General features: G+C 61.8%; 21 protein-coding genes and 1 riboswitch. Of the genes, 17 read left to right on the top strand and 4 right to left on the bottom strand.

The features are described 5' to 3' along the window. Positions 1-2 precede the first annotated feature (2 nt). Together ACR0AO_RS14695 and ACR0AO_RS14690 are read right to left on the bottom strand one after the other, a co-directional pair. A complete protein-coding gene (locus tag ACR0AO_RS14695; protein ID WP_480604829.1) occupies positions 3-551 on the bottom strand; it encodes a 2-oxoacid:acceptor oxidoreductase family protein in 549 nt (182 codons plus the stop codon). 35 nt (positions 552-586) lie between these two features. Further along, entirely contained in the window at positions 587-2,125 is a 1,539-nt protein-coding gene (locus ACR0AO_RS14690) for a benzoate-CoA ligase family protein (RefSeq protein WP_480604827.1), read from the bottom strand. 168 nt (positions 2,126-2,293) lie between these two features. Here ACR0AO_RS14690 and ACR0AO_RS14685 point away from each other — a divergent pair, with 168 nt between their 5' ends. The 7 genes from ACR0AO_RS14685 to ACR0AO_RS14655 all read left to right on the top strand — a co-directional run bounded on the left by ACR0AO_RS14685 (position 2,294) and on the right by ACR0AO_RS14655 (position 10,150). Then, entirely contained in the window at positions 2,294-2,551 is a 258-nt protein-coding gene (locus ACR0AO_RS14685; protein ID WP_480604825.1) for a hypothetical protein, read from the top strand. Further along, positions 2,548-3,579: a TRAP transporter substrate-binding protein gene (locus ACR0AO_RS14680; RefSeq protein WP_480604823.1), complete on the top strand. Its 1,032-nt coding sequence runs from the start codon at positions 2,548-2,550 to the stop codon at positions 3,577-3,579. Before ACR0AO_RS14685 ends, ACR0AO_RS14680 begins: the two co-directional genes overlap by 4 nt. A gap of 72 nt (positions 3,580-3,651) precedes the next feature. Further along, the gene (locus ACR0AO_RS14675) at positions 3,652-4,233 is read left to right on the top strand and encodes a TRAP transporter small permease (RefSeq protein ID WP_480604821.1); all 582 of its coding nucleotides are present in this window, start codon (positions 3,652-3,654) and stop codon (positions 4,231-4,233) included. After that, positions 4,230-5,543 (top strand): TRAP transporter large permease, encoded by a 1,314-nt coding sequence (locus tag ACR0AO_RS14670; RefSeq protein WP_480604819.1) that lies wholly within the window; start codon positions 4,230-4,232, stop codon positions 5,541-5,543. Before ACR0AO_RS14675 ends, ACR0AO_RS14670 begins: the two co-directional genes overlap by 4 nt. 152 nt (positions 5,544-5,695) lie before the next feature. Then, positions 5,696-6,094, top strand: coding sequence for a RidA family protein (locus ACR0AO_RS14665; RefSeq protein ID WP_480604817.1), 399 nt, complete (start codon positions 5,696-5,698; stop codon positions 6,092-6,094). 336 nt (positions 6,095-6,430) lie between these two features. Continuing rightward, entirely contained in the window at positions 6,431-7,681 is a 1,251-nt protein-coding gene (locus ACR0AO_RS14660; protein WP_480604815.1) for an aminotransferase class V-fold PLP-dependent enzyme, read from the top strand. Between the two features lie 24 nt (positions 7,682-7,705). Further along, positions 7,706-10,150: a GcvT family protein gene (locus ACR0AO_RS14655; RefSeq protein WP_480604812.1), complete on the top strand. Its 2,445-nt coding sequence runs from the start codon at positions 7,706-7,708 to the stop codon at positions 10,148-10,150. Between the two features lie 18 nt (positions 10,151-10,168). On the opposite strand, the gene ACR0AO_RS14650 is transcribed toward ACR0AO_RS14655, so the two are convergent. Next, positions 10,169-11,056: a LysR substrate-binding domain-containing protein gene (locus ACR0AO_RS14650; protein WP_480604810.1), complete on the bottom strand. Its 888-nt coding sequence runs from the start codon at positions 11,054-11,056 to the stop codon at positions 10,169-10,171. A gap of 164 nt (positions 11,057-11,220) precedes the next feature. On the opposite strand from ACR0AO_RS14650, the gene ACR0AO_RS14645 reads away from it, so the two are divergent. The 10 genes from ACR0AO_RS14645 (at position 11,221) to ACR0AO_RS14600 (ending at position 23,505) form a co-directional block, all read left to right on the top strand. Next, entirely contained in the window at positions 11,221-12,576 is a 1,356-nt protein-coding gene (locus tag ACR0AO_RS14645) for an MmgE/PrpD family protein (protein ID WP_480604808.1), read from the top strand. Between the two features lie 16 nt (positions 12,577-12,592). Next, a complete protein-coding gene (locus tag ACR0AO_RS14640) occupies positions 12,593-13,834 on the top strand; it encodes an FAD-dependent oxidoreductase (protein WP_480604806.1) in 1,242 nt (413 codons plus the stop codon). Position 13,835: 1 nt separating this feature from the next. Beyond that, a complete protein-coding gene (locus tag ACR0AO_RS14635) occupies positions 13,836-14,099 on the top strand; it encodes a sarcosine oxidase subunit delta (RefSeq protein ID WP_480604805.1) in 264 nt (87 codons plus the stop codon). Continuing rightward, a complete protein-coding gene (locus tag ACR0AO_RS14630; RefSeq protein WP_480604803.1) occupies positions 14,099-16,951 on the top strand; it encodes a 2Fe-2S iron-sulfur cluster-binding protein in 2,853 nt (950 codons plus the stop codon). The genes ACR0AO_RS14635 and ACR0AO_RS14630 overlap by 1 nt, the downstream gene beginning before the upstream one ends. A gap of 2 nt (positions 16,952-16,953) precedes the next feature. Beyond that, positions 16,954-17,502: a hypothetical protein gene (locus tag ACR0AO_RS14625; protein ID WP_480604800.1), complete on the top strand. Its 549-nt coding sequence runs from the start codon at positions 16,954-16,956 to the stop codon at positions 17,500-17,502. Beyond that, positions 17,499-18,464 carry a D-2-hydroxyacid dehydrogenase gene (locus tag ACR0AO_RS14620; RefSeq protein ID WP_480604798.1) on the top strand — a complete coding sequence of 322 codons (966 nt, stop codon included), beginning with the start codon at positions 17,499-17,501 and terminating at the stop codon, positions 18,462-18,464. The genes ACR0AO_RS14625 and ACR0AO_RS14620 overlap by 4 nt, the downstream gene beginning before the upstream one ends. A gap of 4 nt (positions 18,465-18,468) precedes the next feature. After that, positions 18,469-20,007, top strand: a complete 1,539-nt coding sequence (locus ACR0AO_RS14615) for a trimethylamine methyltransferase family protein (protein WP_480604796.1) — start codon at positions 18,469-18,471, stop codon at positions 20,005-20,007. A 177-nt stretch (positions 20,008-20,184) separates the two neighbouring features. Next, positions 20,185-20,290, top strand: a riboswitch (TPP riboswitch). Between the two features lie 32 nt (positions 20,291-20,322). After that, positions 20,323-21,303 (top strand): thiamine ABC transporter substrate binding subunit, encoded by a 981-nt coding sequence (gene thiB, locus ACR0AO_RS14610; RefSeq protein ID WP_480604792.1) that lies wholly within the window; start codon positions 20,323-20,325, stop codon positions 21,301-21,303. Then, complete coding sequence (locus ACR0AO_RS14605) at positions 21,279-22,826, top strand: thiamine/thiamine pyrophosphate ABC transporter permease ThiP (RefSeq protein WP_480604787.1); 1,548 nt, start codon at positions 21,279-21,281, stop codon at positions 22,824-22,826. Before thiB ends, ACR0AO_RS14605 begins: the two co-directional genes overlap by 25 nt. Continuing rightward, the gene (locus ACR0AO_RS14600; RefSeq protein ID WP_480604785.1) at positions 22,813-23,505 is read left to right on the top strand and encodes a thiamine ABC transporter ATP-binding protein; all 693 of its coding nucleotides are present in this window, start codon (positions 22,813-22,815) and stop codon (positions 23,503-23,505) included. Before ACR0AO_RS14605 ends, ACR0AO_RS14600 begins: the two co-directional genes overlap by 14 nt. 83 nt (positions 23,506-23,588) lie before the next feature. Here ACR0AO_RS14600 and ACR0AO_RS14595 read toward each other — a convergent pair whose 3' ends face one another. Further along, complete coding sequence (locus tag ACR0AO_RS14595) at positions 23,589-25,130, bottom strand: di-heme oxidoreductase family protein (protein ID WP_480604952.1); 1,542 nt, start codon at positions 25,128-25,130, stop codon at positions 23,589-23,591. Positions 25,131-25,157: the final 27 nt, after the last annotated feature.

Here is a 25,157-nt window from a genome sequence, read left to right as displayed (position 1 = left end):
TCTTATACCCCCTCGGCGACGGGCTGAAGCTGTTCATAGGCCTCGCGGCAGGCAGCCAGGTTTTCCTGTATCTTTGCCGGCGCGGTCTCTTCGATAACCCGGCTCATCGTGTCGATTCCGGGTCTGCCGAGCGTTGCCGCGAAGGCCCCCAGAAGCGCCGAGTTCACTACCTTGCCCATGTTGTTGCGACGGGCGATGGCCTTGCCGTCCACGGGTATGATCTGAACGCAGCCGGGGGCAGGCAGCGCCTCGGGCCGCAGGGCGGAATTGACCACGACCACGGCGCCCTCGGCTGCTTGGCGAAAGAAGGCATCGTCCAGCAGACTGTCGTCGAAACACAGAAGGGCAGAGGCGTGCGTGATGTTGCAGCGCTGCCGGATCGGGCGGCTGTCGACCCGGATCGACGATGTCACCGGAGTTCCCCGCCGCGCGCCGCCATAGGTGGAAAATGTCTGCACATAGTTGCCTTCCGCAAACAGTGCCTGCGCCAATTGCGTGCCTGCGGTCTGCGCCCCTTGCCCCCCTCGGCCGAGGATCACGATTTCAAGCATGGCATTCTCCGGTAGTTCAGGTTTTCGCACGGGGGTCAACTCCGCAGCTTATAGCGCTGGATCTTCCCGGTCGCGGTCTTGGGAAGTTCATCGACGGCAATGACCCAGCGGGGGTATTTCCAGACGCCGATCGAGGTTTTCACGTGATCTTTCAGCTCTTCAAGCAAACCGTTTGCCTCGGCCGGATTGTTGAGGATGACGAATGCCTTGGGCTTGACGAGGCCTTCGTCATCCTCCTGCGCCACTACTGCGGCTTCGATCACCGAAGGATGCGAGATGATCGCCTGTTCGACCTCGAACGGTGACACCCAACGGCCGCTGACCTTGAACATGTCGTCGGTTCGGCCGCAGTAGTGATAGTACCCCTCATCGTCGCGCACGTATTTGTCACCGGTCCGGGTCCACTCACCCATGAAAGTGGCTCGGGACTTGGTGCGCTGGTTCCAATAGCCGTCGCCGGCCGATCCGCCCGAGACCAGAAGCTCGCCCAATTCGCCGTTTTCGACGTCGTTGCCGTCATCATCGACAAGGCGTAACTCGTAACCCGGAAACGCACGGCCCGATGTCCCATAGCGGATGTCATCCGGCCGGTTCGACAGAAAGACATGCAACATCTCTGTCGATCCGATGCCGTCGAGAATGTCCACGCCCATGCGCTGTTTCCAGTTCCTTCCGACGTCTTCGGGCAGTCCTTCGCCAGCGGAAATGCACAAACGCAGTCGATCCGAGCCGTTCTCGGGCAGGCAGGAGGGGTCTGCCAGCATCGCGGCGTAAAGCGTCGGAACGCCAAAGAACAAAGTTGGGTTGAACCGGTGCAGCATGCCCAGAACCGTTTCGGGCGTGGGCCGGTCCGGCAGCAAGGCCGTGGTCGCCCCGACCGACATCGGGATCGCCATGCTTGCCCCCAGCCCATATGCAAAAAAGAGCTTGGCTGCGCTGAAACAAATGTCGTCGTGACGAATGCCCAGCACGTTCTGCCCGTAGGTATCCGCGACATATGCGGGGCTGGTATGAACGTGCCGGACACCCTTGGGCGCGCCGGTCGAGCCTGAGGAGTAGAGCCAGAAGGCGGTTTCGTCGGGATGTGTCCGGGCGGTTTCGAAATCGTCCCCGGCCTTGGCCATCAACGCGTGCAGATCCGGGTAGCGCGGGTGATCGCCCCCGCCTGCCACGATCACGTGCCGAAGGAACGGAAGCTGCTCGAACAGCGGCTCGACCACACTCAGAAGCGGTTCGGAAACGAACAATGCCTCAGCGCGGCTGTCGTCGAGCATGTAGAGATACTGGTCCGCCGTAAGCAGCGTGTTGAGGCATACCGGAACAATCCCGGCCCGTATTGCCCCCCAAAACACGCAGGGATAATCCACCGTGTCCAGCATCAGAATGGCCAAACGTGTCTCGCGGCGAATTCCCAGCCCGGTCAGAAGATTGGCAACCTGATTTGTTGCGGTCTGCAACTGCGCATAAGTCAAGGAACAGTCTGGGTCGACAAAAGCGTATTTGTTTCCAAACCCTCTGGTGACATTGCGGTCCACCATCACCTGGGCAGCGTTGTAGTGGTTTTGTTGTGTCACGAAGGTCGCCTCCCAAACCACTTCCGTTTCCATTAAAAGTATTGTAGTACTTATATACGTATTTAGTGAGCCGCGCAATCCGTGAATCATTCAGCGGGGTCTTCCAGTCTCTGACTGACCTGTTGGGAATGCGGTGAGGACACTGAAATCTGAAGGAAGGCTGTGAACTTGGCGAAGCGTCTTTTGGAAGAAAAAGCGACATTGATCGCGGGCCGCAGCCGAGGCGTGGGGCGCGACATCGCACGGGTGACGCCGGACCAGATCGCAGTCGCGGCAACAGCGCATGAGGCAGACGCCACGCACGAGGTGACCAGCCGGTTCGGCCCGGCGTCTCAATCGAACGACATCAACCGCACCATCCGGCGCCTAGGAAATTCCGGGGGCTGGTGGTGCCGATCACCAAGGTCAAGGGAGGAAATAACATGACCGTTTTCAACTCAATCCGGGGCCTGGTCGCAGGCACGGCCCTGGCAGTCGCGACATCCGGCTCGGCGATGGCCGCCGAATACACGTTCAATCTGCAGAGCTTTCTACCGGCGCAGGCAACGATTCCCAGCAAGATCATCGACGTATGGGCGGATGAAATCGAGGAGGCCTCTGATGGTCGCATCGAGATACAGCGCTTTGCGTCGATGCAATTGGGGGGCAAGCCGCCGGAGCTGATCGATCAGGTGATCGACGGCGTGATTGACATAACCTGGAACGTCGTCGGTTACACTCCGGGGCGGTACCCATCGACAGAAGTCTTCGAACTGCCGTTTCTGGTAACCGACGCCCGCGCCGCTTCATCGGCCTATTGGCAGATGATGCAGGAACATATGGCCGAAACCGAGTTCAAGGATGTCAAGGTGTTGGGTGTCTGGGTGCACGGGCCCGGCGTCATCCACGCCAACAAGCCGGTCCTGACGCCGGGGGACTTCAACGGAATGAAGATCAGGGGCGCCTCTCGGCAGGTCAACGCATTGCTCAAGGAACTCGGTGCGACGCCTGTCGGGATGCCGGTTCCGGCGGTGCCCGAGGCGTTGTCCAAGGGCGTGATCGACGGTACCACCATCCCCTGGGAGGTCACAAAGGCGCTGAAAGTGCCGGAACTGGTCGATAATCACACCGAATTCACCGGCCCGATGATGTACACAATCACCTTTGTTCTAGCGATGAACCACGACAAGTACAACAGCCTGCCGGATGACCTGAAAGCAGTGATTGACGAAGCTTCCGGGCTCAAGTTCTCGGTCTTCGCCGGCGGAACCCAGCAGGACTATGACGCCCCTTCGCGTGAGTTGGCGGTTGAAAACGGCAACAGCATTGTCACCCTGGACGAGGAGCAATCGGCGGTGTGGGCAGACGCAGCGGCCCCGGTTTACGAGGCATGGGTTGCCGAAATGAACGACAAGGGCATCGATGGGCAGGCCCTTATCGACCAGGCCAAGGCACTGATGGCCGAGTACAACTAGGACCGAACGCCGTGCCGGCACGCCGGCACGGCGAACAATCCGCCTGGCCAAAGGACTTTGGGAAAACTTTCCATGCACAGAACGATTGACCGACTTGCTCGCGCACTGGCTATTCTGGGCGGCCTTGTTCTGGCGTTCCTTATCATCGTCACCTGCCTTTCCGTGTTGGGCCGGGCGTTGAACACATTCTTTCACGGTTGGTTTGCCGGTTACTTTCCGGATTTGTCTCAGTGGTTTCTGGACCTCGGCGTCGGGCCGATCCTCGGCGATTTCGAACTGGTCGAGGCGGGTGTCGCCTTTGCCATTTTCGCTTCGCTTCCTCTATGTCAGATAACGTCCGGGCACGCTTCGGTGGATATCATAACGCGAAGTCTCCCGGCGCGCGTGAACCGTTTCCTGCGCATGATTACCGAAATTCTGTTTGCCGGGGTGCTGATCCTGATCGCCTGGCGGCTCTATGAGGGCATGCTGTCCAAACGGAGTTACGGCGAAACCACGTTTCTTCTGCAATTTCCCATCTGGTGGGCCTATGCCGCCAGCCTGTTCGGAGCGGTTATGGCGGCGGTCGCGGGCATTTATATGGCGGCTGTCCGGACAACCGAGTTCCTTTTGGGCCGGCGCATCATTCCGGTCGATACGGAGGCTGAGGCATGAGCCCTCTGGAAATCGGCGTCCTGTCCTTTCCTGCCTTGATGTTGATGATCCTGGGGCGGATTCCGATCGGGCTAGCCATGTTTCTTGTTGGATTGGTCGGGCTGACGGTGGTGACAGGGTCGACCAATATCGCTTTTGCCCGGCTCAAGAGCGAGACCTATTCGACATTTTCCTCCTACTCCCTGACAATTGTGCCCATGTTCCTTCTCATGGGGCATTTCGCAACTCTCGGAGGGATGAGCTCGGCCCTGTTCAAAGCCGCCGAAGGGTTTCTCGGTCACCGGAGGGGCGGTGTTGCGATGGCTGCGATCGGCGCCTGCGCTGGGTTTGGCGCCATATGCGGCAGCTCCCTTGCGACCGCGGCCACAATGGGTCGCGTCGCTTTGCCCGAACTCAGGCAATATGGCTATGCGGGTGGGTTCTCGACCGCGACATTGGCCGCGGGGGGTACACTGGGCATCCTGATCCCGCCCTCGGTCGTTCTGGTGATCTACGCAATCCTGACCGAGCAGAATATCGCCAAACTGTTTCTGGCAGCCGTGATACCGGGGGTTTTGGCCGCAGTCGGATACGTGATCGCAATCTCGATCTATGTGCGATTGCATCCGGATGCGGCGGGCACACGCCCACCTGTGCCGATGGCGGACCGGTTCCGCGCGCTTGTCAATGTGTGGCCGGTACTTGTCGTCTTCGGAATGGTCGTTGGGGGCATCTATCTGGGCTGGTTCACACCCACCGAGGGTGCGGCCGTCGGGGCGTTCGGAACCGGCACAATCGCGCTGATCAACGGGGGTCTGACATGGGCGTCGCTCATCGACAGCTTCATCGTTACCGCCAGATCGACGGCCATGGTTTTCTTCATCATATTGGGGGCCGGGTTCTATAACGGATTTCTCGCGTTGACCCAGGTTCCGCAGGAATTGTCCAACCTGGTCGTCAGCCAGGGTTACAGCCCGTGGACGGTGCTGTCGCTGATCCTTGTTTTCTACCTGATTTTCGGCTGCCTCATGGACAGCTTGTCGATGATATTGCTGACTGTCCCGATCTTCTATCCGGTGATCCTTGTTCTTGATTTCGGCATGAGTGCCGAACATGTCGCCATCTGGTTCGGAATTCTCGTTCTGATTGTTGTCGAGGTCGGATTGATTACACCGCCAGTCGGCATGAACCTGTTCGTTATCAACACGATGGACAGCACAACGCCAATTGTCGAGACCTACAAGGCGATCGGCTATTTCGTTCTGTCCGATCTTGCACGCGTGGTTTTGTTGGTTCTGTTCCCGGCGATCACGCTTTTTCTGATCAGTTAGCGGGCATGGTATGTCCTGTCGGATCGATCATTCGCGCCCGAAAATGGATTGTCTGGCGCGCCGCATGGGTAGGTGTGGTGCCCTAATGGCGAAGGTAATCCGAGGAAATTTTCATCGAGTTTCAATCACCTTCAACAACCGAAAGGGTTACAATGACCACAACCAGGATAATTCAACCTGACGGTTGGCTCAAACCAAAGGGATATGCGAACGGCATCTTGGCCAGAAACGGAACGCTATATGTTGCGGGCCAAGTCGGCTGGGATGAAAATGAGGTGTTTCAGTCGGATAGTTTTATCGGCCAGATGGAGCAGGCCTTGATCAACATTCGGGCCATTGTTCGGTCCGCTGGCGGTGATGTCACGGATGTTGTCCGGTTGACGTGGTACGTGACCGAAACACAGGAGTACCTCGCTCGTCAGGCTGAGGTGGGCGAGGTCTACCGACGGATATTCGGCGGTCATTTCCCGGCGATGACGCTGGTTGTCGTAAGCGCACTGATCGAAACCGGCGCTCTTTTGGAAATCGAAGCCACGGCAGTTTTGAGTTAAAGTTCAGGAAGGCACTGTCACGAATGCGAGGGACAGGAACACGATTTCCGGTCAATTCGGTTCCGGAATTCGCGGCACATCCGTGATGCAACCAGCGCCTGTGTTTTCAGAGTCCGGATCGGATACTATCGAAGCGGCGACCCTCTATGATTTCGAAGTGCCACCGTGATTTTCGCAGCCAATATTGGGCCGGTTGAATAGAAAAAGCTCCTCAGCCATCCATTCCGTGCAGGAAACGTCAAATTCTACTGCAATGCCCCCGTTTTTTTTGTGGGTAGTTTTGCGGAAGGGCGCATATATCTTGCCGGACTGACACATTTGCAAGAGTGGTGCCCGATGGCCGAGATCACCCCCCAACTGCTTGAACAAATCCGCGACCGGTTTGCGCAAGTCGACCACTGTCCGCAGCAGGGGCCACGCATCTTTTTTGAAAACGCCGGCGGGGCGCTGACGCTGAATTCGGTGGTGGACACCTCGCAGGCTTATGCCGCCATTCCCGACAATCAGGGCCGCGACAATCCCGGCAGCCATGAACTGGTGCGTGTAATAAGCAAGGCCAAAGAGGACATGGCGGTATTCATGAATGCCCCCGGCGGCCAGTTCTTTGTTGGCGAAAGCGGCACTGAATTGCTGTTCCGCCTGATCATGAACGCCTGTCTGGGCGCCGGCGCTGGTCAGGTGCTGGGCACCACACTGGAACACCCTGCCACCCGCAGCGCCTGCGCCCGCTGGGCCGGGGTCGCAGGGCAGAGCCATGTACTGGTTGACCATGACGGCGCCACCGGTTCAGTCAATGCCGAGGCCTATGCCGCACAGGTTACGCCAGATACCAAGGTTGCAACCATCGTGCACACCTCGCCGGTGACCGGCATGGGCGTGGATGTGGCCGCCGTTGCCGCTGCCATCCGCGCTGTGGCGCCGGATTGTTACATCATCGTCGATGGTATACAGCACGCCGCGCACGGGCGGATCGACCTGACCGCATATGATGTCGATGGCTATGTGATCTCGCCCTACAAGGTCTTCTCGCGCCATGGCTACGGGGTGGCGTGGATTTCCGACCGTCTGACCCATCTTGAACACAACTCCTTGCTGGATGGCCCCGCAGATAACTGGGAAATGGGCACTCGCGACACAGGAGCTTATGCCACCATGTCTGATGTCGTGTCCTATTTTGAATGGCTCGGCAGCCAAGTGAGCGATGCCACCGATCGGCGCGGCAAATTCCTGGCGGCAGGCGATGCGATTCATGCCCAGGAAAAGGCGCTGACAGACGCGATGATCCACGGCACTGGCAACTTGTCCGGTCTGGCCGAAATGGAAAAGGTGACCATTCTGGGCGGTACCGACAACCCGGCCCGCGAGGGGCTGGTGTCACTGCGCGTCGAAGGCGTGCCCTCGGTCGACGTTGTACGTTTGCTGAACGAACAAGGCATCCGGACCCATCTGCGCAAGGCCGATCACTATTCCGGCAACATCCTGACGCCCCTCGGGCTGGACAGCTGCGTGCGTGTTTCGATGTGTCACTACAACAACGTCGCCGAAGTTGCCCAGTTTCTGGGCGCCATGAAAACCATCGCCGCCTGAGGCATTTTGAGGGAAGGAAACCCCATGAAAACGCACGCACAGGCCGTAGTGATCGGAGGGGGTCTTGCCGGTTGTTCGATCCTGTATCACCTGGCCAAGCTGGGCTGGACCGATGTTGTCCTGCTTGAGCGTGATGAGCTGACCAGCGGGTCGACTTGGCATGCGGCAGCCAACATTCACGGGCTGCACGACAACAACAACATCACCCGCATCCAGCACTATACGATGAACCTGTACAAGGAGCTGGAGCAGGAGACCGGTCAGAGCTGCGGTGTGTTCCAGCCCGGATCGCTCTATCTGGCGCAGACAGAAGAGCGCGAGCATCAGCTGCGCCTACAAGAGGCCAAGGCAAAGTTCTACGGTCTGAACTTCTATGAGGTCAGCCGCGAACAGGCCAAGGAACTGCATCCGCTGGCGCAGTTCGACGACATCCGCTGCATCATGTACGAACCCGATGGCGGCAATGTGGACCCTTCGGGCGTGCCGCATGCCTATGCTGCCGGGGCGCGGGCCATGGGGGCCACCATCGAACGGTTTTGCCCGGTTATCGGTACCGAACAGCAACCGGACGGGTCGTGGATCGTGCGCACCGAAAAAGGGGACATTCATACCCAGTGGGTGGTGAACGCCGCAGGGCTCTGGGGTCGCGAGGTGGCGGCGCTTGCAGGCCTGACGCTGCCGCTGCAACCGACCGAGCATCAGTATTTCGTCACCGAGAGCATCGACGAGGTCGCCAATCTGGGCCGCCGTCTGCCCTCGATCGCGGACCGCGACGGCGAGTATTACTTTCGGCAGGAAGGCAACGGCCTGCTGATCGGCGCTTATGAGAAAGACATGAAGTTCTGGGCCGAAGAGGGCACGCCGCTGGATTTTGCCCACGACCTGTTCCCCGACGATCTGGACCGGATCATGGAAAACGTCATCCGCGCCACCGAACGGGTGCCCGCGGCAGCGACGGCTGGCGTCAAGCGGGTGATCAACGGCCCGATGATCTGGTCGCCGGACAGTTCGGCCCTGTGGGGGCCGGTTCCGGAGTTGAAGAACTATTTCCTCTGCGGCGGTCTGATCCCCGGATTCTCGCAATCGGGCGGTCTGGGCCTGCTGGCCGCGCAATGGATGATCGAGGGCGAGCCGCAATATGACATGTTCGCCTGGGATCTGGCCCGGTTTGGCGACTGGGCCGACAAGAAGTTCACCAAAGCGCGGGTCGAGGATTCCTATACCCACCGTTTCAAGATCCACTTCCCGAACGAGGAACGCGGCGCGGGCCGGCCGGCTCGCGTCCGCCCCGCATACCAGATGCAAACCGACATGGGCTGCGTCTTTGGCCTGAACTGCGGCTGGGAACATCCCTTATGGTTCGCCGACCAGCCCGGCACGGTCGAGACCAACGGTTTCACCCGCCAGAACTGGTGGGAACCGGTGGGCCGCGAGGTGCGGATGCTGCGCGAGAACGTCGGCGTCATCGATATCTCGAATTTCGCCAATTACGTCATCAAGGGGCCGGGCGCCCATGACTGGCTGGATAATTTGGTCGCCAACCGGGTGCCGACCGAGATCGGCCGCTCGTGCCTGACGCCGCTGATCTCGGTGCGCGGTGGAGTGGCGGGCGATTTCACCATCACCAAGGTGGCGGAAGACGAATACATGATGGTGGGCTCGGGCATGGCCGAACGATATCATCAGCGGTTCTTCAACATGGTTGACCTGCCCGAAGGCACCACATTCGAGGTCGCGACCAACCGTATCGCAGGCTTCAACGTTGCCGGTCCCAAGGCGCGCGACCTGTTGCAGCGCCTGACCAATGCCGATCTGTCGAACGAGGCGTTCCGCTTCATGCGGTCACAGACCATCGAGGTTGCGGGCGTGACTTGTCTGGCCATCCGCGTCAGCTTTACCGGCGATCTGGGCTGGGAACTGCACTGCGCCGAAGAAGATCAGGTGCGGCTCTACACCGCGCTGCTGGATGCGGCCAAACCGCTGGAGGGCGGCCCGGTGGGCGGCCGTGCGCTGGGGTCGCTGCGGATCGAAAAGGGCTATGGCTCCTGGGGTCGCGAGTATAGCCAGGAATACTGGCCGCAGGAGGTCGGGCTGGCGGGCCTGATCAAGCTGGACAAGGATTTCCTGCACAAGGACGCCTATCTGGCCATCAAGGACAACGCCCCGCGCGAGGTGCTGTCGATCTTCGAGGTCGAAGTGACGGAAGATGCCGACGCCACAGGTGGTGAGCCGATCTTTACCCCGGACGGTCAGCCGGTGGGCCGTGTGACCTCGGGCGCCTATGGCTATTCGGTGGGCAAGTCGCTGGCCATCGGCTATGCCAACCCGCAGGTGGCGCAGCCCGGCGATGCGGTCGAGGTGTTTATCCTCGGCAAACCGCACAAGGCCAAAATCCTGGCCGAGCCACCCTTCGATCCCGCCGGAAATCGTCTGCGCGACGTCAAACCGGCACTGGAAGGGGCTTCCTGAGCAGCCTTGTCGCTCCGGTCAGGCGTTCATGTCAGCGGCTGCTTGCAACAGCCAGTCCTGAAACAGCTTGACCGGCGGCGGTACCGGCTTTTCCTTGAGCCGCACAAAATAGGCCCAGGGGCTGTCCAGATCGAATTCGAAAGGTTCGATCAACAGCCCCCGATCCACATAAGATTGCGCCAGCGAGCGGGGCAGGGCGACGCAGCCCAGCGATTTGGCCGCCATCTCCATCGCCAGATTCGACACGTTGGTTCGCGGCCCGCCCTTCTGATGCAGGTCCATAAGCTCGAAATGAAGCGCCACCCGCTCCCAATAGGCGGAGCGGCCCAGAATGTGGATCAGCGGTGCGTCCTGCAACTGCGCCGGATCGGTCAGCGGTACGCCGTTGACGCTGAACCCGGGGGCGCAGACCAGAGCCAGCTTTTCGACCCACAGACGTCTGGCATCTGCAGTGACATCATCGACATGATTGATTGTCACCGAAATGTCGGAAACATTCGGCTCCACATCGGTCCAGACCGTGCCATGCACCGTCAGGTCGATGCCCGGATGTTGCGCATTAAAGCTCCGGATAACCTCGGGCAGCCAGTTTTCGGCAAGGCTGACCGGGCAGGACACCACCACCTTGCGCGCGTGCGAGCGCTGGATGACCGATTGCGTGGCCACGTTAATCTCCTGCAACGCATGGCGGACCGAAGGCAGATAGGCCTCGCCCACGTCGGTCAGCGACAATGACCGGGCATGGCGCACGAAAAGCGGCCTCTGGATGAACTCTTCGAGCGAACGCACGTGATTGCTGACGGCGGATTGGGTGCAATTCAGCTCGACCGCGGCGCTGGTAAAGCTCAGATGGCGCGCGGCGGCCTCGAAAGAGCGCAGAAAAGTCAGGTGGGGCAGGTTCATCATGGCAATTCTCGGGCTGGTCGGTTGTCCGTTTCTTACGCGACATTGGTACCGGGCCAAAGCCACAAATTTTCCGGGGCCATTGCCCCCTGATTGTTTTCGTGCTGCGATGGACGAACCCGCCTAGTGTCCAACCACAACCCCTCCAACCGCATCCGTAGGGTATCGTGACAGAGACTTTTCAAACCGTCGCAGATTTTGCGCTTGCGCGCCGGGCGCAGGATTTTCCCGACAGTACGCTTGATGCAGCGGCGTTGATGCTGCTGGATACGCTGGGAATCACCATCGGCGCGGGTCCGATGCTGGCCGGGCGCATCGCCCGCGACAGCGCGGTCGCGCTTTACGGCGCGGGCGAGCCGGGGCTAAGTGCTCGGATGCTGTTCGACGGCCGCCGGGTCAGCGTCGCGGGCGCTGCCTATGCCGCTGCCACCCAGACCGACAATCTGGACGGCCATGATGGTTATAACCCGACCAAGGGCCATATCGGCGTCGTCATCGTTCCGGCGCTGGCGGCGCTTGCGGAAACCGTCGGTGATTTCTCCGGCCCCGAGGCGCTGGCGGCGGTGGCAATCGGGTACGAGGTCGCGGGGCGCGCGGGAATTTCCCTGCACAGCACGGTCAACGATTATCACACATCCGGAGCCTGGAACGCGCTTGGGGTTGTGGCTTTGGCGGCCCGCCTGCGCGGGCTGAGCGCCGAACAGATGCGGCAGGCCATGGGTATCGCCGAATATCACGGTCCACGCAGCCAGATGATGCGCGAGATCGCCAATCCCACCATGCTGCATGACGGCTCGGGTTGGGGCGCACTGGTGGGCGTGTCCTCGGCAGTGCTGGCCGAAAAGGGCTTTACCGGCGCGCCAGCCATCACCATCGAGGCCGACGAGGTCGCGCCGTACTGGCAGGATCTGGGCAGTTTCTGGCAGATGGAACACCAATATGTGAAGCCCTATCCGATCTGCCGCTGGGCCCATGCGGCGATCGACGCGACGCGGGCGCTGATGCGCGACCATGGCCTGACCCATCAGGATATTGCGGCGATCCGGGTGAACACCTTTCGCGAAAGTGCCTGCCTGTTTCAGGGGATGCCGGACGATACCTCCAAGGCGCAATACTCGCTGCCCTTCGCGGTCGCTACAATGGTCGTGCACGGGCACATCGGGGTCGAACATATCACGGGGGCCGGTCTGTCCGATCCGCTGGTCGCCTCGATTGTCGAGCGTATCTCGGTGGCCGAGACCGCGCGTCATTCCGACCGCTTCCCGCAAAGCCGGTTTGCCGATGTCGTCATGACCCTGACCGACGGGCGGGAACTGGCATCCGGCGACGTCCATGCGCGCGGCGGACCCGAGGCACCGATAGACCGGGAAGAAGTGGTGCAAAAGTTCATGGAATTCGCCACCCCGCCTCTGGGCGCATCCCGCGCGGCCGCCATCCGCGACGCGGTTCTGGGCCTGCGCGACCCGGGCTCGAAATTCTCGGACCTTGGCGCACTGATCTACGACGCCGCCGACGAGGCCTAATATCAGGACAGGTTTTATGCCGCTGAGGCTGTTGAAATACGGGCTATCCTCCGAATATCCGGTCACCGGGGACATTCCCGCCACTCCGGACCTGAAATCCAGCTATGACGTGGTGATCGTGGGCGGCGGCGGCCATGGTCTGGCCTGCGCCCACTACCTGTCGAAATATCACGGCATCACCAACGTCGCGGTGCTGGAAAAGGGCTATCTGGCCGGTGGCAACACCGCGCGCAACACCACCACCATCCGCTCGAACTACATCACCAAGGAAGGCATCGCGTTTTACAAGGAAGGCGTGCGGCTGTACGAGGAGATGAGCGAAGAGCTGGACTTCAACGTGATGTTCAGCCAGCGCGGGCAACTGACGCTGGCCCATACCGAGGCGACGCTGCGATCCTTTCACCTGAGGGCCGAGATGGGTAAGCATGCGGGCACCAATATCGAGGTGGTCGATGCGCAGACCGTCAAGGAACTTTCACCGCATCTGAACATGGACGAGGGCGGGTCGCTCGAAATTATCGGGGGTCTCTGGCACGCCGACGGCGGCACCGCGCGGCATGATGCGGTGGCCTGGGGCTATGCCGCGCAGGCTGGCCGGCGCGGCGTGGAAATCCACCAGCGCACCGAGGTCGAAGGTTTCGATGTCGCGGGCGGCAGGATTACCCGGATACGCACGAATCGCGGCACGGTATCCGCAGGTCAGGTGATGATTGCCGTGGGCGGCATGAACTATGACATGGCGTTGAAAGCCGGAGTGGAATTGCCGATCCGCTGCTACCCGTTGCAGGCGATGGTCACACAGCCGCTGAAACCCTGGCTGCACACACTGGTCAGCTCGGTCAGCCTGCATACCTATCTGGTGCAGTCCTCGCGCGGCGAAATCGTGATCGGCGGCGGCTCGGACCCGTATCAGCTCTATTCCACCCGCTCGACACTGGACATGAAGGAACATCTGGCAGAGGGCGCGGTGCACCTGTTCCCGTTCCTGCACGGTGTGCGCCTGCTGCGGCAATGGGCCGGGATCACCGATATGACGCCGGATTATTCGCCGATCATGGGGGCCAGCCCGCTGTCCAACCTGTGGCTGGATTGCGGCTGGGGCACCTGGGGGTTCAAGGCCACGCCGGTGGCGGGCAAATACATGGCGCAGACCATCGTCAACCAGAAGGTCGCGCCGATCCTCGAACCCTTCACCATGGAACGTTTCGCCACCTTCGATCTGCTCAACGAAATGGGCGCAACTGCCGCGAGCCACTGACATGAAGATCCTGACCTGCCCGATGAACGGACCCCGCAACATCAACGAATTCCATAGCTTTGGCCCCCTGCGCGCCAATCCCGACCCGGACGCCGTCAGCGACCGCGACTGGGCCCGCCACTTGTTCCGCGCCGACAATACGCGCGGTACGTTGGTGGAATGGTGGCGGCACGTGCCCTCGAACTACTTCTTTCTGGCCGAGCGCAACGCCACCACGAACGAGGTGATCCGCACCTTTGACCCCTCAGAGCTGGAACAGAAGTGATGGCACGGCTTCCCGCACCCTGGGGCAACAGGATCAACCGGGACGCGCCGGTGTCATTCACCTTCGAAGGGCAAGCGTTTCAGGGGTATGAGGGCGACGTGATCGCCTCGGCCCTGGCCGGGCAGGGGCAGTGGATGCTGTCGCGCTCGTTCAAATACCACCGTCCGCGCGGGCCGATGTCGATGGCAGGGGCCGAGGCGGATACGCTGGTGCAACTGCCCTCAGACCCCAACGTACAGGCCGACCGGCACCCGATCTCGGAAGGGCTGAAGGTCACCGCACAGAACGTCAACGGCTCGCTGGCGCGGGACCGCGATGCGTTCATGGACAAGCTGGGGCGGTTCATGCCGGTGGGGTTCTATTACCGCACCTTCATGGGACCGACGCGCAAAAGCTGGCTGAACATGTGGGAGCCGCTGATCCGCAAAAAGGCCGGGCTGGGCGTGCTGGACATTGCTGCCCCGCATGAGGATTACGAAAAAGCCAACCTGTTCTGCGACCTGCTGGTAGTGGGGTCCGGTCTGGCCGGGCTGACGGCCGCCATCGAGGCCGCCGAGGAGGGGGCCGACGTTCTTCTGGCCGAGCAGGAGCCGGTTCCGGGCGGCGCGCTGACCTATGGCCGCGAGGGTGCGGACCGGCTGCCTGGCCTGCTGGCCAAGGCACAGGGACTGCCGAACCTGCGCGTCATGACCGGAACCGTGGTGAACGGCTGGTTCGAGGATAACTGGCTGCCGCTGATCCGGGGCAACAAGCTGTTCAAGACCCGCGCGCGCGAGGTTCTTCTGGCCACCGGATGCATCGAACAGCCCGCGATTTTCCGCAACAACGACCTGCCGGGAATTCTGCTGGGTACCGGCGCGCAACGGCTGATGCGGCACTACGGGGTCAGGCCGGGGCAACGTGCGGTCGTTCTGGCCGCCAATCTCGATGGCTATCGGGTGGCGCTGGATCTGCTGGACGCGGGGGTGGAATTGGCGGCAGTCGTTGATCCACGCCCGGGCGGAAGCGGTGGCGCGCTGATCGCTGAACTGGCCGCGACCGGAACGCGCGTCATTCACGGCAGCGTGGACGAGGCGCGGGGCAAGTCCCATGTCTCCGGTGTGCGCGCGGACGGTGAATGGCTGGCCTGCGATCTGGTGGTAATCTCGGTCGGCTATGCGCCGATGTGGCAACTGCCCTGCCATGCCGGGGCGAAGTTGGGCTATGACGAGGTCACGGCGCGGTTCTCGTTGACGCTGCCCGATGCACCGCTGGGTATTGCTGGCGGTGTCGCCGGAGTATTCGCAGCCGACGCCGTCGTGGCCGATGCGCAGCGGGCGGCGCAGGTGGCGCTGAACCGGCTGGGACTGCAAACCCGCGACATCGCGCCGGTTGAGGACAGCGAGGGGGCGCTGACCAATTTCGAACCCGCCATTGCCGCCCATGCCAGGGGCAAGGATTTTGTCGACCGGGACGAGGATATTCAGGTCAAGGACCTGCAGAACGCGGTCAAGGAAGGCTATCGCGAGCTGGAGCTGATCAAGCGGTTCACCACCGTCGGCATGGGACCGTCACAGGGACGGCACTCGGCGCTGGCCACGGCGCGGGTTGTGGCCAAGGCGACAGACCGCAGCATCGGGCAGATCGGCGTGACCACGGCCCGCCCGCCTTTTGGCCCCGAAACGCTGGGCGTTTTGTCCGGGCATCACCACCCGGCGGACCGGCGCACGGCGCTGCATCACGAACATATCCGGCTGGGTGCCGACATGCGTCCGGTCGGGGCCTGGCGGCGGCCTTATTTCTACGGCCCGAAACAGGACGCCAAACGCCTGATCGAGGAAGAGGTGCACACGGTCCGCAACGGGGTGGGCATACTGGATGTTTCGACCCTTGGCGGGCTCGAGGTTCGTGGGCCGGATGCGGGTGAATTCCTCAATCGCATCTATACCATGGCCTACAAGAAACAGCCCGTGGGCCGTTGCCGCTATTGCCTGATGACCAACGAGATGGGCACGGTGATCGACGACGGCGTGGCCTATCGGCTGGCCGATGACCTGTACTATGTCACCGCCACCACCGGGGCCGTGGCGCGGGTTTACTCGGACATGCTGTTCTGGAATGCCCAATGGCGGCTGGATGTGGATGTGCTGAACGTCACCTCGGCCTTTTCCGGCTTCAACATCACCGGCCCCAAGGCGCGTGCCGTGGTCGAAGCGCTGGACAGTGACATTGATTTTTCACGGGATGGCTTTGCCTATCTCGACGGGCGCAACGGCACGGTGGCCGGGGTGCCGGTGCGCGCCATGCGGATCGGCTTCACCGGCGAGTTGAGTTACGAACTGCACTGCCCCACCAGCTATGCCCACACCCTTTGGAATGCGGTGATGGCTGCAGGTGAGCCGCACGGGATGCGCCCCTATGGGCTTGAGGCGAGCCGGATCCTGCGGCTGGAGAAGGGGCATATCCTGATCGGTCAGGACACCGACGCGCTGACCTCGCCGGATGAGCTGGGGTTCGAATGGGCGATCTCGAAGACCAAGCCGTTCTTCGTCGGCAAACGCTCCATCGAGATGCGGCGCAACAAGGGCCTGCCCCGCAAGCTGGTCGGGCTGACATTCGACGGGCCGCCCGGTGACCCCAACGTGCCGGGCGAAAGCTGTCTGGTGCTGAAGGGCGAGGTGCCGGTGGGGCATGTGACCTCGGTCCTGTGGTCGCCAACCATGAACACCCATATCGCGCTGGCCTATGTGCATGGCGAAGACGCGAATGAGGGCGCGCAGGTCACGGTGAAATGCCGCAATGGCAATCGCGTCACCACTCAGGTGCGCGGCCACGCCTTTTTTGACCCCGAAAACAAGCGGCAGGAGCTGTGATCATGCGCATCTATCCGCTCGACCCCAAGGGCGCCGCAGAAGGCACGCCGCTGGTTTCCGGGCCGGTCGTCCTGCGGGATTTCACCCACACGCCGCGCTTCGGCCTCAAGGGGCGTGGTACGGTGGCGTTTCTGCAATCGCAGGGGCTGACGGTGCCCGAAGTCAACGAAATCGTGGGCGGCATCCTGCGGCTGGGCCGGGAAGAGGCGGTGTTGCTGGACGCCCCCGGCGATCTGTACCCCCGGTGGGAGGCCGCGAGCGCACCCAAAGGCTATTATTCCTGGCGCGAGGAAACCTGGGCCATGATGCACCTGAGCGGCCCGCGCCTGTTCGATCTGCTGGCCAAGATCTGCCCGGTCGATCTGTCGCCCGGCGCCTTTGCGACCGGGCGGGTCGCCCAGACACGCGTTGGATATGTCGAGGCGATCACATGGCGCAACGACCGCGATGGGATGGGTTTCGACGTGCTGTTCGACATCGCCGCCACCGCCTTTTTCGCCAATGCGGTGGCGACCGCCAGCGCTGAATTCAACCCCGAGGTGCCCGTATGAAATCCCCAGCCGTGATCCTGCATACCGACAACCCCGACGCTGCCCGCGCGGTTCTGGCCGAAGAGCACCCGGACCTGCAAATTCACACCTGCGACAGCTATGACGCGCTACCGGACATGATTGCCGAAACCGGGGCCGAGGTTGTCTTTTCCGTCCGGTTCGCCGGTACCCCCGGTTTCCCGCGCGCGGCGCTGGTTGAAAACCCTCAGGTCAAATGGGCCTCGGTCGGAGGTTCAGGCACCGATCACCTGACCCCGTGGGACCCCAATGAAGTCACCGTCACCAATGCCGCCGGTGTCGCCGCCGACATGATGGCGCAATACGCTTTGGGGGCAATGCTGCATTTCACACTGGATTTCCCCGGCTTCCGTGCCGCGCAATCGCGGCAGGAATGGATCGGCGGCAAGGTCGAGCCCATCGACGGCAAGACCGTCCTGATCATCGGCCTTGGCAAGACCGGCGAGGCGGTCGCAGCGCGCACCAAGGCAATGGGCCTGACCACCATTGGCGTCCGTGCCCGTCCGAAACCGACACCCAACGTCGATGAGGTTCACGGGATAGAGGCACTGTCCGATCTTTGGCCGCGCGCCGATTTCATTGTCGTTTGCGTGCCGTTGCTGGAAACCACGCAGGGTCTGGTCGGTGCGGATGCCTTTGGTGCGATGAAACCGACGGCGGTGATTGTCGATGTCTCGCGCGGCGGTGTGATCGACGAAGCGCCGCTGCTGGCCGCGCTGGACGAGAACCGGATCAGGGGCGCGGCGCTGGACGTTTTTGTCACCGAGCCGCTGCCTCAGGGACACCCATTCTGGGAACTGGAAAACGTCATCGTCACCCCTCATTGCAGTTCGGTCTATGACGGCTGGGACTTGAAATCGGTGCGGATGTTTTCCGAAAACCTGAAGCGGTATCGAAAGGGTGAGATGCTGGGCAATATCGTCAATCCGCAACGGGGATACTGATCCAATGGCACGAGACAGGCGCAGCGGCGGACGGCGCGGCAAATCCGGGCGGGCGGCGGCGGGGATCGAACAACTACCCTGGCAGGGGGTACGCAACACCTATCCGCCGTTCGAACTTCTGAACCCCGAACAGATGGATCAGTTGCACTCGACCTCGATGCGCATCCTGTCCGAGGCCGGTATCCGGGTGATGGGCGAAAATGTCCTCGATATTTTCGCCCGCGCCGGGGCCATCGTCGACCGCGACACCAAGATCATCCGCATGGACGAGACCATCGTCGCCGAGGCGCTGAAAACGGTGCCCTCCGAATTCACGCTGACCTCACGCAACCGGGCCAGGCAGATCACGCTTGGCGGCAACCACGTGAATTTCGGCCTGGTCGCCGGGCCGCCGAATGTGCATGACTGCATCAATGGCCGCAGACCCGGCAATTATCGGGATTATTGCAACTTCATCCGTCTGGCGCATCATTTCAACGCCATCCACCTGATCGGTAATCAGGTGATGGCGCCGGTCGAGATGCCCGCCAATAACCGCCATCTGGATACTTACAACGCCAACCTGACCTATAGCGACCTGAGCTTTCACTGCACCGCCATCGGGCGTGGGCGGGCGATGGACGGCATCAACATGATGGCGATCTCGCGCGGGCAGAAACCCGAAGAAATGCGCGGCGATCCGGGTGTGATCACCATCATCTCGGTAAACTCTCCGCGTCTGTTCGATGACGCCATGGGCGACGGTCTGATCGCGATGGCCGAATACGGCCAGCCGGTCACGGTGACGCCGTTTACGCTGATGGGGGCGATGACGCCGGTGACTCTGCCCGCCGCGCTGGCGCAACAGAATGCCGAGGCGCTGTTCGGTGTGGTGCTGACCCAGCTGGTCAATCCCGGCGCACCGGTCATGTATGGCTCGTTCACCTCGAATGTCGACATGAAATCCGGTGCCCCCGCATTCGGTACACCCGAAAACGCCAAGGCGAGTATTGTCGGCGGGCAACTGGCGCGCCGATACGGAATCCCCTATCGGACCTCGAACGCCAATGCGTCAAACGCAGTGGATCTGCAGGCGGCATACGAGACGATGATGGCCACCTGGGGCGCGGTTCTGGGCGGGGCCAATATCGTCTATCACGCTGCGGGCTGGCTCGAAGGCGGGCTGACCGCGTCGTATGAGAAATTCATCATGGACGTGGAAATCATTCAGAACATGATGGAATTCCTCAAGCCAATGAAGTTCGACGAGGATGAACTCGGTTTGGACACCATCAAGTCGGTTCCCACCGGTGGGCATTTCTTTGGCGTCGATCACACCATGCAACGGTACGAGACAGCGTTCTACAAGCCAATGCTGTCCGACTGGCAGAACTATGAAAACTGGGAAGCTGCCGGGGCCAGGGATGCCTTGCAGCGCGCCACCGAGATCTGGCAGCAGGCGCTACGCGACTATGAGACGCCGGCAATGGACCCGGGCGTGCGAGAGGAACTGGACGCCTATATCGCGAAACGCAAGGAAGAGATCGGCAGCGGCGAGCCGTGATCGGGGTGCGGGGCAGGGGATCATCCGTGCTCTGGTTCCAAGTGCAACCGGCCGGAAAACCGGCCCCGGCAGCGCCGTGTCGGAACCAAGGCGCCTCCCAGCGTTTCCAGGAATTCGTGGTGCATTCCGATCATGGTGGGAAATCAGTTGTGTTTGCTCCCGATTCCTCCTAATCACGGCGTCACCTCGGGGTGCGTGGCTTGCCGCGCTGAGATGCCAACCGGCAAACCCGTTGAACCTGAACCGGCTAGAACCGGCGGAGGGAAAGGTCGCGGTTTCATCCATCCTTGCCCTGTCGCCGCAATGGAGGATGAGATGAGACATCTGATTATTGCTGCGGGACTACTGAGTGCAACGTCGGCCATTGCCGAAGACAAACCCCAGTTGACCGTCTACACCTATGACAGCTTTGTTTCCGACTGGGGTCCCGGCCCTCAGGTCGAAGAAGCGTTCGAAGCAGTGTGCAACTGCGATCTGAACCTTGTCGGCGTCGAGGATGGCGCGGCACTTCTGTCGCGCATCCGCCTGGAGGGAGAAAAATCCGAAGCCGATGTCGTGCTGGGCCTCGACACCAACCTGATTTCGGCGGCCAGCGCAACCGGACTGTTCGCACCTCATGCGGCGAGCGCCGACTATGCGTTGCCCATCGACTGGAACGATCCGGTTTTCGCGCCCTATGACTGGGGCTATTTCGCCTTTGTCCACAACGCGGATGCCCCGGCGCCCGCCAATTTCCGTGACCTGGCGGACAGCGAGACCAAGATCATCATTCAGGACCCGCGCTCGTCCACGCCGGGCCTGGGCCTGCTTTTGTGGGTCAAGGCGGCCTATGGCGACGAGGCACCGGCGATCTGGGCGGAACTTTCGGACAATATCGTGACCGTGACCAAAGGCTGGTCCGAGGCATACGGGCTGTTTCTTGAGGGCGAAGCCGACATGGTGCTCAGCTACACCACCTCGCCCGCCTATCACCTGATTGTCGAGGAAGACGCTTCCAAAGCCGCTGCCGCGTTTGACGAAGGCCACTATATGCAGATCGAAGTGGCCGCGAAACTGGCACACAGCGACCAGTCGGAGCTGGCCGACCAGTTCCTGAACTTCATGGTGTCCGACGCGTTTCAGCAGATCATTCCGACCACCAACTGGATGTATCCCGCCGTGACCCCGTCTGCCGGGTTGCCCGAAGGGTTCGAAACCCTGCACACACCTGAGAAGGCATTGTTTTTCCAGCCCGGAGAAGCGGGTGCCGCACGTGATGAGGCTTTGACGGAATGGCTGGGCGCGCTCAGCCAATAAACCCGTACCCGGGTATCGGCGCGGCGGCTTTGGTGGCCGCGCTTATTCTGGGTACTCTGGCCGCGGTGGCATTGCGGGCCGAGGCCGGGCGCGGTTTTGGTCCGGCCGACTGGGCCGCGCTGCAGTTTACCCTGACACAGGCGGTCCTGTCGGCAGTGATCAGCACCGCGGTGGCCGTCCCGGTCGCCCGCGCGCTGGCGCGGCGACGGTTTTGGGGCCGGCGCGCACTGATCACCTTGCTGGGCGCGCCGTTCATCCTGCCGGTCATCGTCGCCACCCTCGGGCTTTTGCAGGTCTTTGGCCGCGCCGGTTGGATTTCGGACATTTTGGGCGTTTTCGGCTTGTCGCCCATTCGCATCTACGGCCTGCACGGGGTGGTTTTGGCGCATGTCTTTTTCAATCTGCCGCTGGCGACCCGGCTTATCCTTCAGGGTTGGCAGGAAATCCCCGCCGAACGCTTTAGGCTGGCCGCGCAACTGGGTTGTGATGGGTGGGCCATGTTCCGGCTGATCGAGGCACCGATGCTGGCGCGTATCCTGCCCGGCGTGCTGGCGGTGATCTTTGCCATCTGCCTGAGCAGTTTCGCGGTCGCACTGACGCTGGGCGGTGGGCCGCGCGCGACCACGATCGAACTGGCGATCTATCAGGCCTTCACATATGATTTCGACCTTGGCCGCGCGGCGCTTTTATCGGCGCTGCAATTGGCGTTGACCGCCGCCGCTGCCCTGGCTGCCCTGAAACTTTCGCGCGGCGAAGGGTTTGGCGCGGGTCTGGACCGTGCCATCCGCCGCTGGGACGGCGGCGCACCGGTTGCCGATACGTTGTGGATCGCGCTGGCGGCAGTGTTCCTGATCTTGCCGCTTGCCTCGGTGGTGCTTTCGGGGCTTTCAGGGCTGGCCGAACTGCCTGTTCCGGTCTTTCGCGCGGCGCTGGTTTCGCTGCTGGTTGCAGCCGCCAGCACGATCATCCTGCTGGCCCTGGCGCTGCCCATGGCCACCGCCGTGGCCACCGGACGCCTCGGGATCGTCGAGTTGAGCGGCATTCTGGGTCTTGCCGCGTCACCTCTGGTGATCGGCACCGGCCTTTTCATCCTGATCCGGCCTGTGGCAAACCCCGCGACATTGGCGCTGCCGGTCACGGCGCTGGTGAATGCGGTCATGGCGCTGCCTTTTGCGTTGCGAATCCTTGTGCCGGCCGCACGCGATACGGTGTCGCGGCACGGGCGGCTTGCGCTTTCGCTTGATATGGGGGGGCGGGTGTTTTTCACCCGCGTCCTGCTGCCCCGCATACGTCCGCAGATCGGCTTTGCCGCAGGTCTTGCCGCCGCGCTTTCGATGGGTGACCTCGGTGTGATCGCATTGTTCGCGGACGCGCAGATTGCCACCCTCCCGCTTCAGATCTACCGCCTGATGGGGGCTTACCAGATGCAGGCGGCGGCAGGCGGCGCGCTGCTGCTGCTGATCCTGTCCATGGGCGCGTTCTGGACCCTGGATCGCGGAGGGCGCTGGCATGCTGAAGCTTGACAAATGCGTTCTTGGAAACGGCCGGTTCATCCTTCGCGCCGACCTGGAGATCGCGGCCGGGGCAAGCGTTGCGATAGTCGGCCCGTCGGGAGCGGGAAAATCCACGCTGCTCGAGACCATTGCCGGGTTTCGGGAACTCAAAGGCGGGCAAATATTGTGGAAAAACCGGAATCTGACCGATCTGCCTCCGGGCAAACGCCCTCTGGCGATGCTCTTTCAGGACGGCAATCTTTTCCCGCATCTGAGCGCCGCGCAGAATATTGCCTTGGGGCTGCGCCCGAGCGGGCGTCTTTCCCGGGACGAGCAGATACAGGTGCAGGCAGCCCTGGCCCGTGTCGGATTGACCGAGATGGGGGGGCGCAAACCTTCGGAACTGTCGGGCGGCCAGCAAAGCCGGGTTGCACTGGCCAGGGTGCTGGTGCAACGGCGGCAACTGCTGTTGCTGGATGAACCATTTGCCGCCCTTGGACCCGCGCTGAAGGCGGAAATGCTGGATCTGGTCGCCGATCTGGTGGCCGAGACCGACACCACCCTGTTGATGGTCAGCCATGACCCTCAGGATGCGCGCCGCATCGCCAGCCAGACGGTATTGGTCGCGGATGAAACGGCATATCCTCCGGTCGCAACCACACAGCTTTTTGAGAACCCGCCTCCCAGCCTGCGCGATTATCTTGGTTAGGAGCGGGCATCTTGGGCGGATGGCGCGCATGTCGCCGCCACCAGCAGATGACAATGCCGGACAAACGGGTATCAGGGGTTTCGTCACAGGCTTTCCAGAAAGCGGATCAGCGCGGCGCGGTCTTTGGGGGCCATGTTGATTACCGCATCGCGCTGTGCTTCCGCTTCGCCGCCATGCCACAACACCGCCTCCAGCAGCGAGCGCGCCCGGCCATCGTGCAGAAAATAGGTATGGCCCGACACCTGCTGCGTCAGCCCGATGCCCCAAAGCGGCGGCGTGCGCCATTCGTGGCCTGTGGCGCGGCCTTCGGGCCGGTTATCGGCCAGCCCCTCGCCCATGTCATGCAACAGCATGTCGGTATAGGGCCATATCAACTGAAAGCTCTGTTCGGGCTGGCCCTCAAGACGGTGCGTGACATAAGAGGGCACGTGGCAGGAGCCGCAGCCGGTGGCAAAGAACACCTCTTTGCCGCGCAGTACCTGTGGGTCACCGACATCACGGCGGGCGGGCACAGCCAGGTTGCGGCTGTAAAACGTGATCAGTTCCATCCCTTCTTCGTCAATCTCATAAACCCGTTCGTCGCCATCCCCATGCGGCGCGGCGCGGCAATCGGTCTGACGCTCGGCGCATTCGCCCCAGGGATTGGGAAACAGGGGATTGGAAATGCCCATGTCGCCGGAAAAAGCGCCCGCTGATTGGTGACGTATGGTTGGCGTGCCGGCTTTGAGCCCGAACCGCCCCAGCATGGGCCTCTCATACTCTATTGACCAGACAACATTCGGGCGGCCCGAGATGCCATCCCCATCGGCATCGTCGGGGTCCGCATTGGCCAGAATATCGGCAGCCGGAATCGCTTCGAGCAGGCCCAGACCGATCATTTGCGGCGCGACACGGGGGCTGAGCATCGCCTCGGGGTGCAGCGGGCCATAGCCGAGATCGGCGGCGGTATAGGTCGGATGGCGCAAATTGGCTGTCTCGCCACCGGACAGCGCAACCTCGACCTCTTCATAGTCGATCTGTAACCGGTATTCCGCCGGAAGCCCGGGCAGGCTGAAATCCTGCAGTTGGCTGCCATAATTGGGATCGGGGGTGGTGCCGATATAACCCTCGATCTCGGTCGTCGTCCCGGCCTCTCCACCGGGGACCGAGACGCGCAGGAACATCGAAATGGCCTTGTCTTCAGGGCCTTCGGGCGGGTGACCGCGACCGTCCTTGAGGTGGCAGCGCTGGCACGAGCGCGCATTGAACAATGGTCCCAACCCGTCCGAGGCTTTGGTCGAGGATGGTGATGACACCCAGATCTTGCGGAACAGACCATTGCCCAGACGAAAATCCAGCTCATCCGCAAAGGCCATATTGCCCGAAGGCAATGAAAATGCATCCCGGTCGGCGCGCGCCCGGACGGTGGCGGCCCCTGCGGACAGTTCCTCGAACTGTTGCGGCGCGGCAAAGCTGCCGGGAAGCGCCGTCGCCTTGTCGATCCGCGCCTGTTCTTCGGCGGTGCGCGGAACGATCTTAAGATGCGGCTCGTCCAAAGGCACCGCCTGCGCTATAGCGCTGACAATCCTAAATATTATCAAAAGGGTAAACGGCTTGGTAATTTTCTGAACCCCGGCTGCGCGCATTTTCTGAAACCCAATCTTGTCGGTTAT

This window comes from Ruegeria sp. AF8, assembly GCF_056541825.1.
The sequence above is the reverse complement of the archived record's forward strand: the minus strand, read 5'-3'. Positions and strand labels throughout refer to the sequence as shown.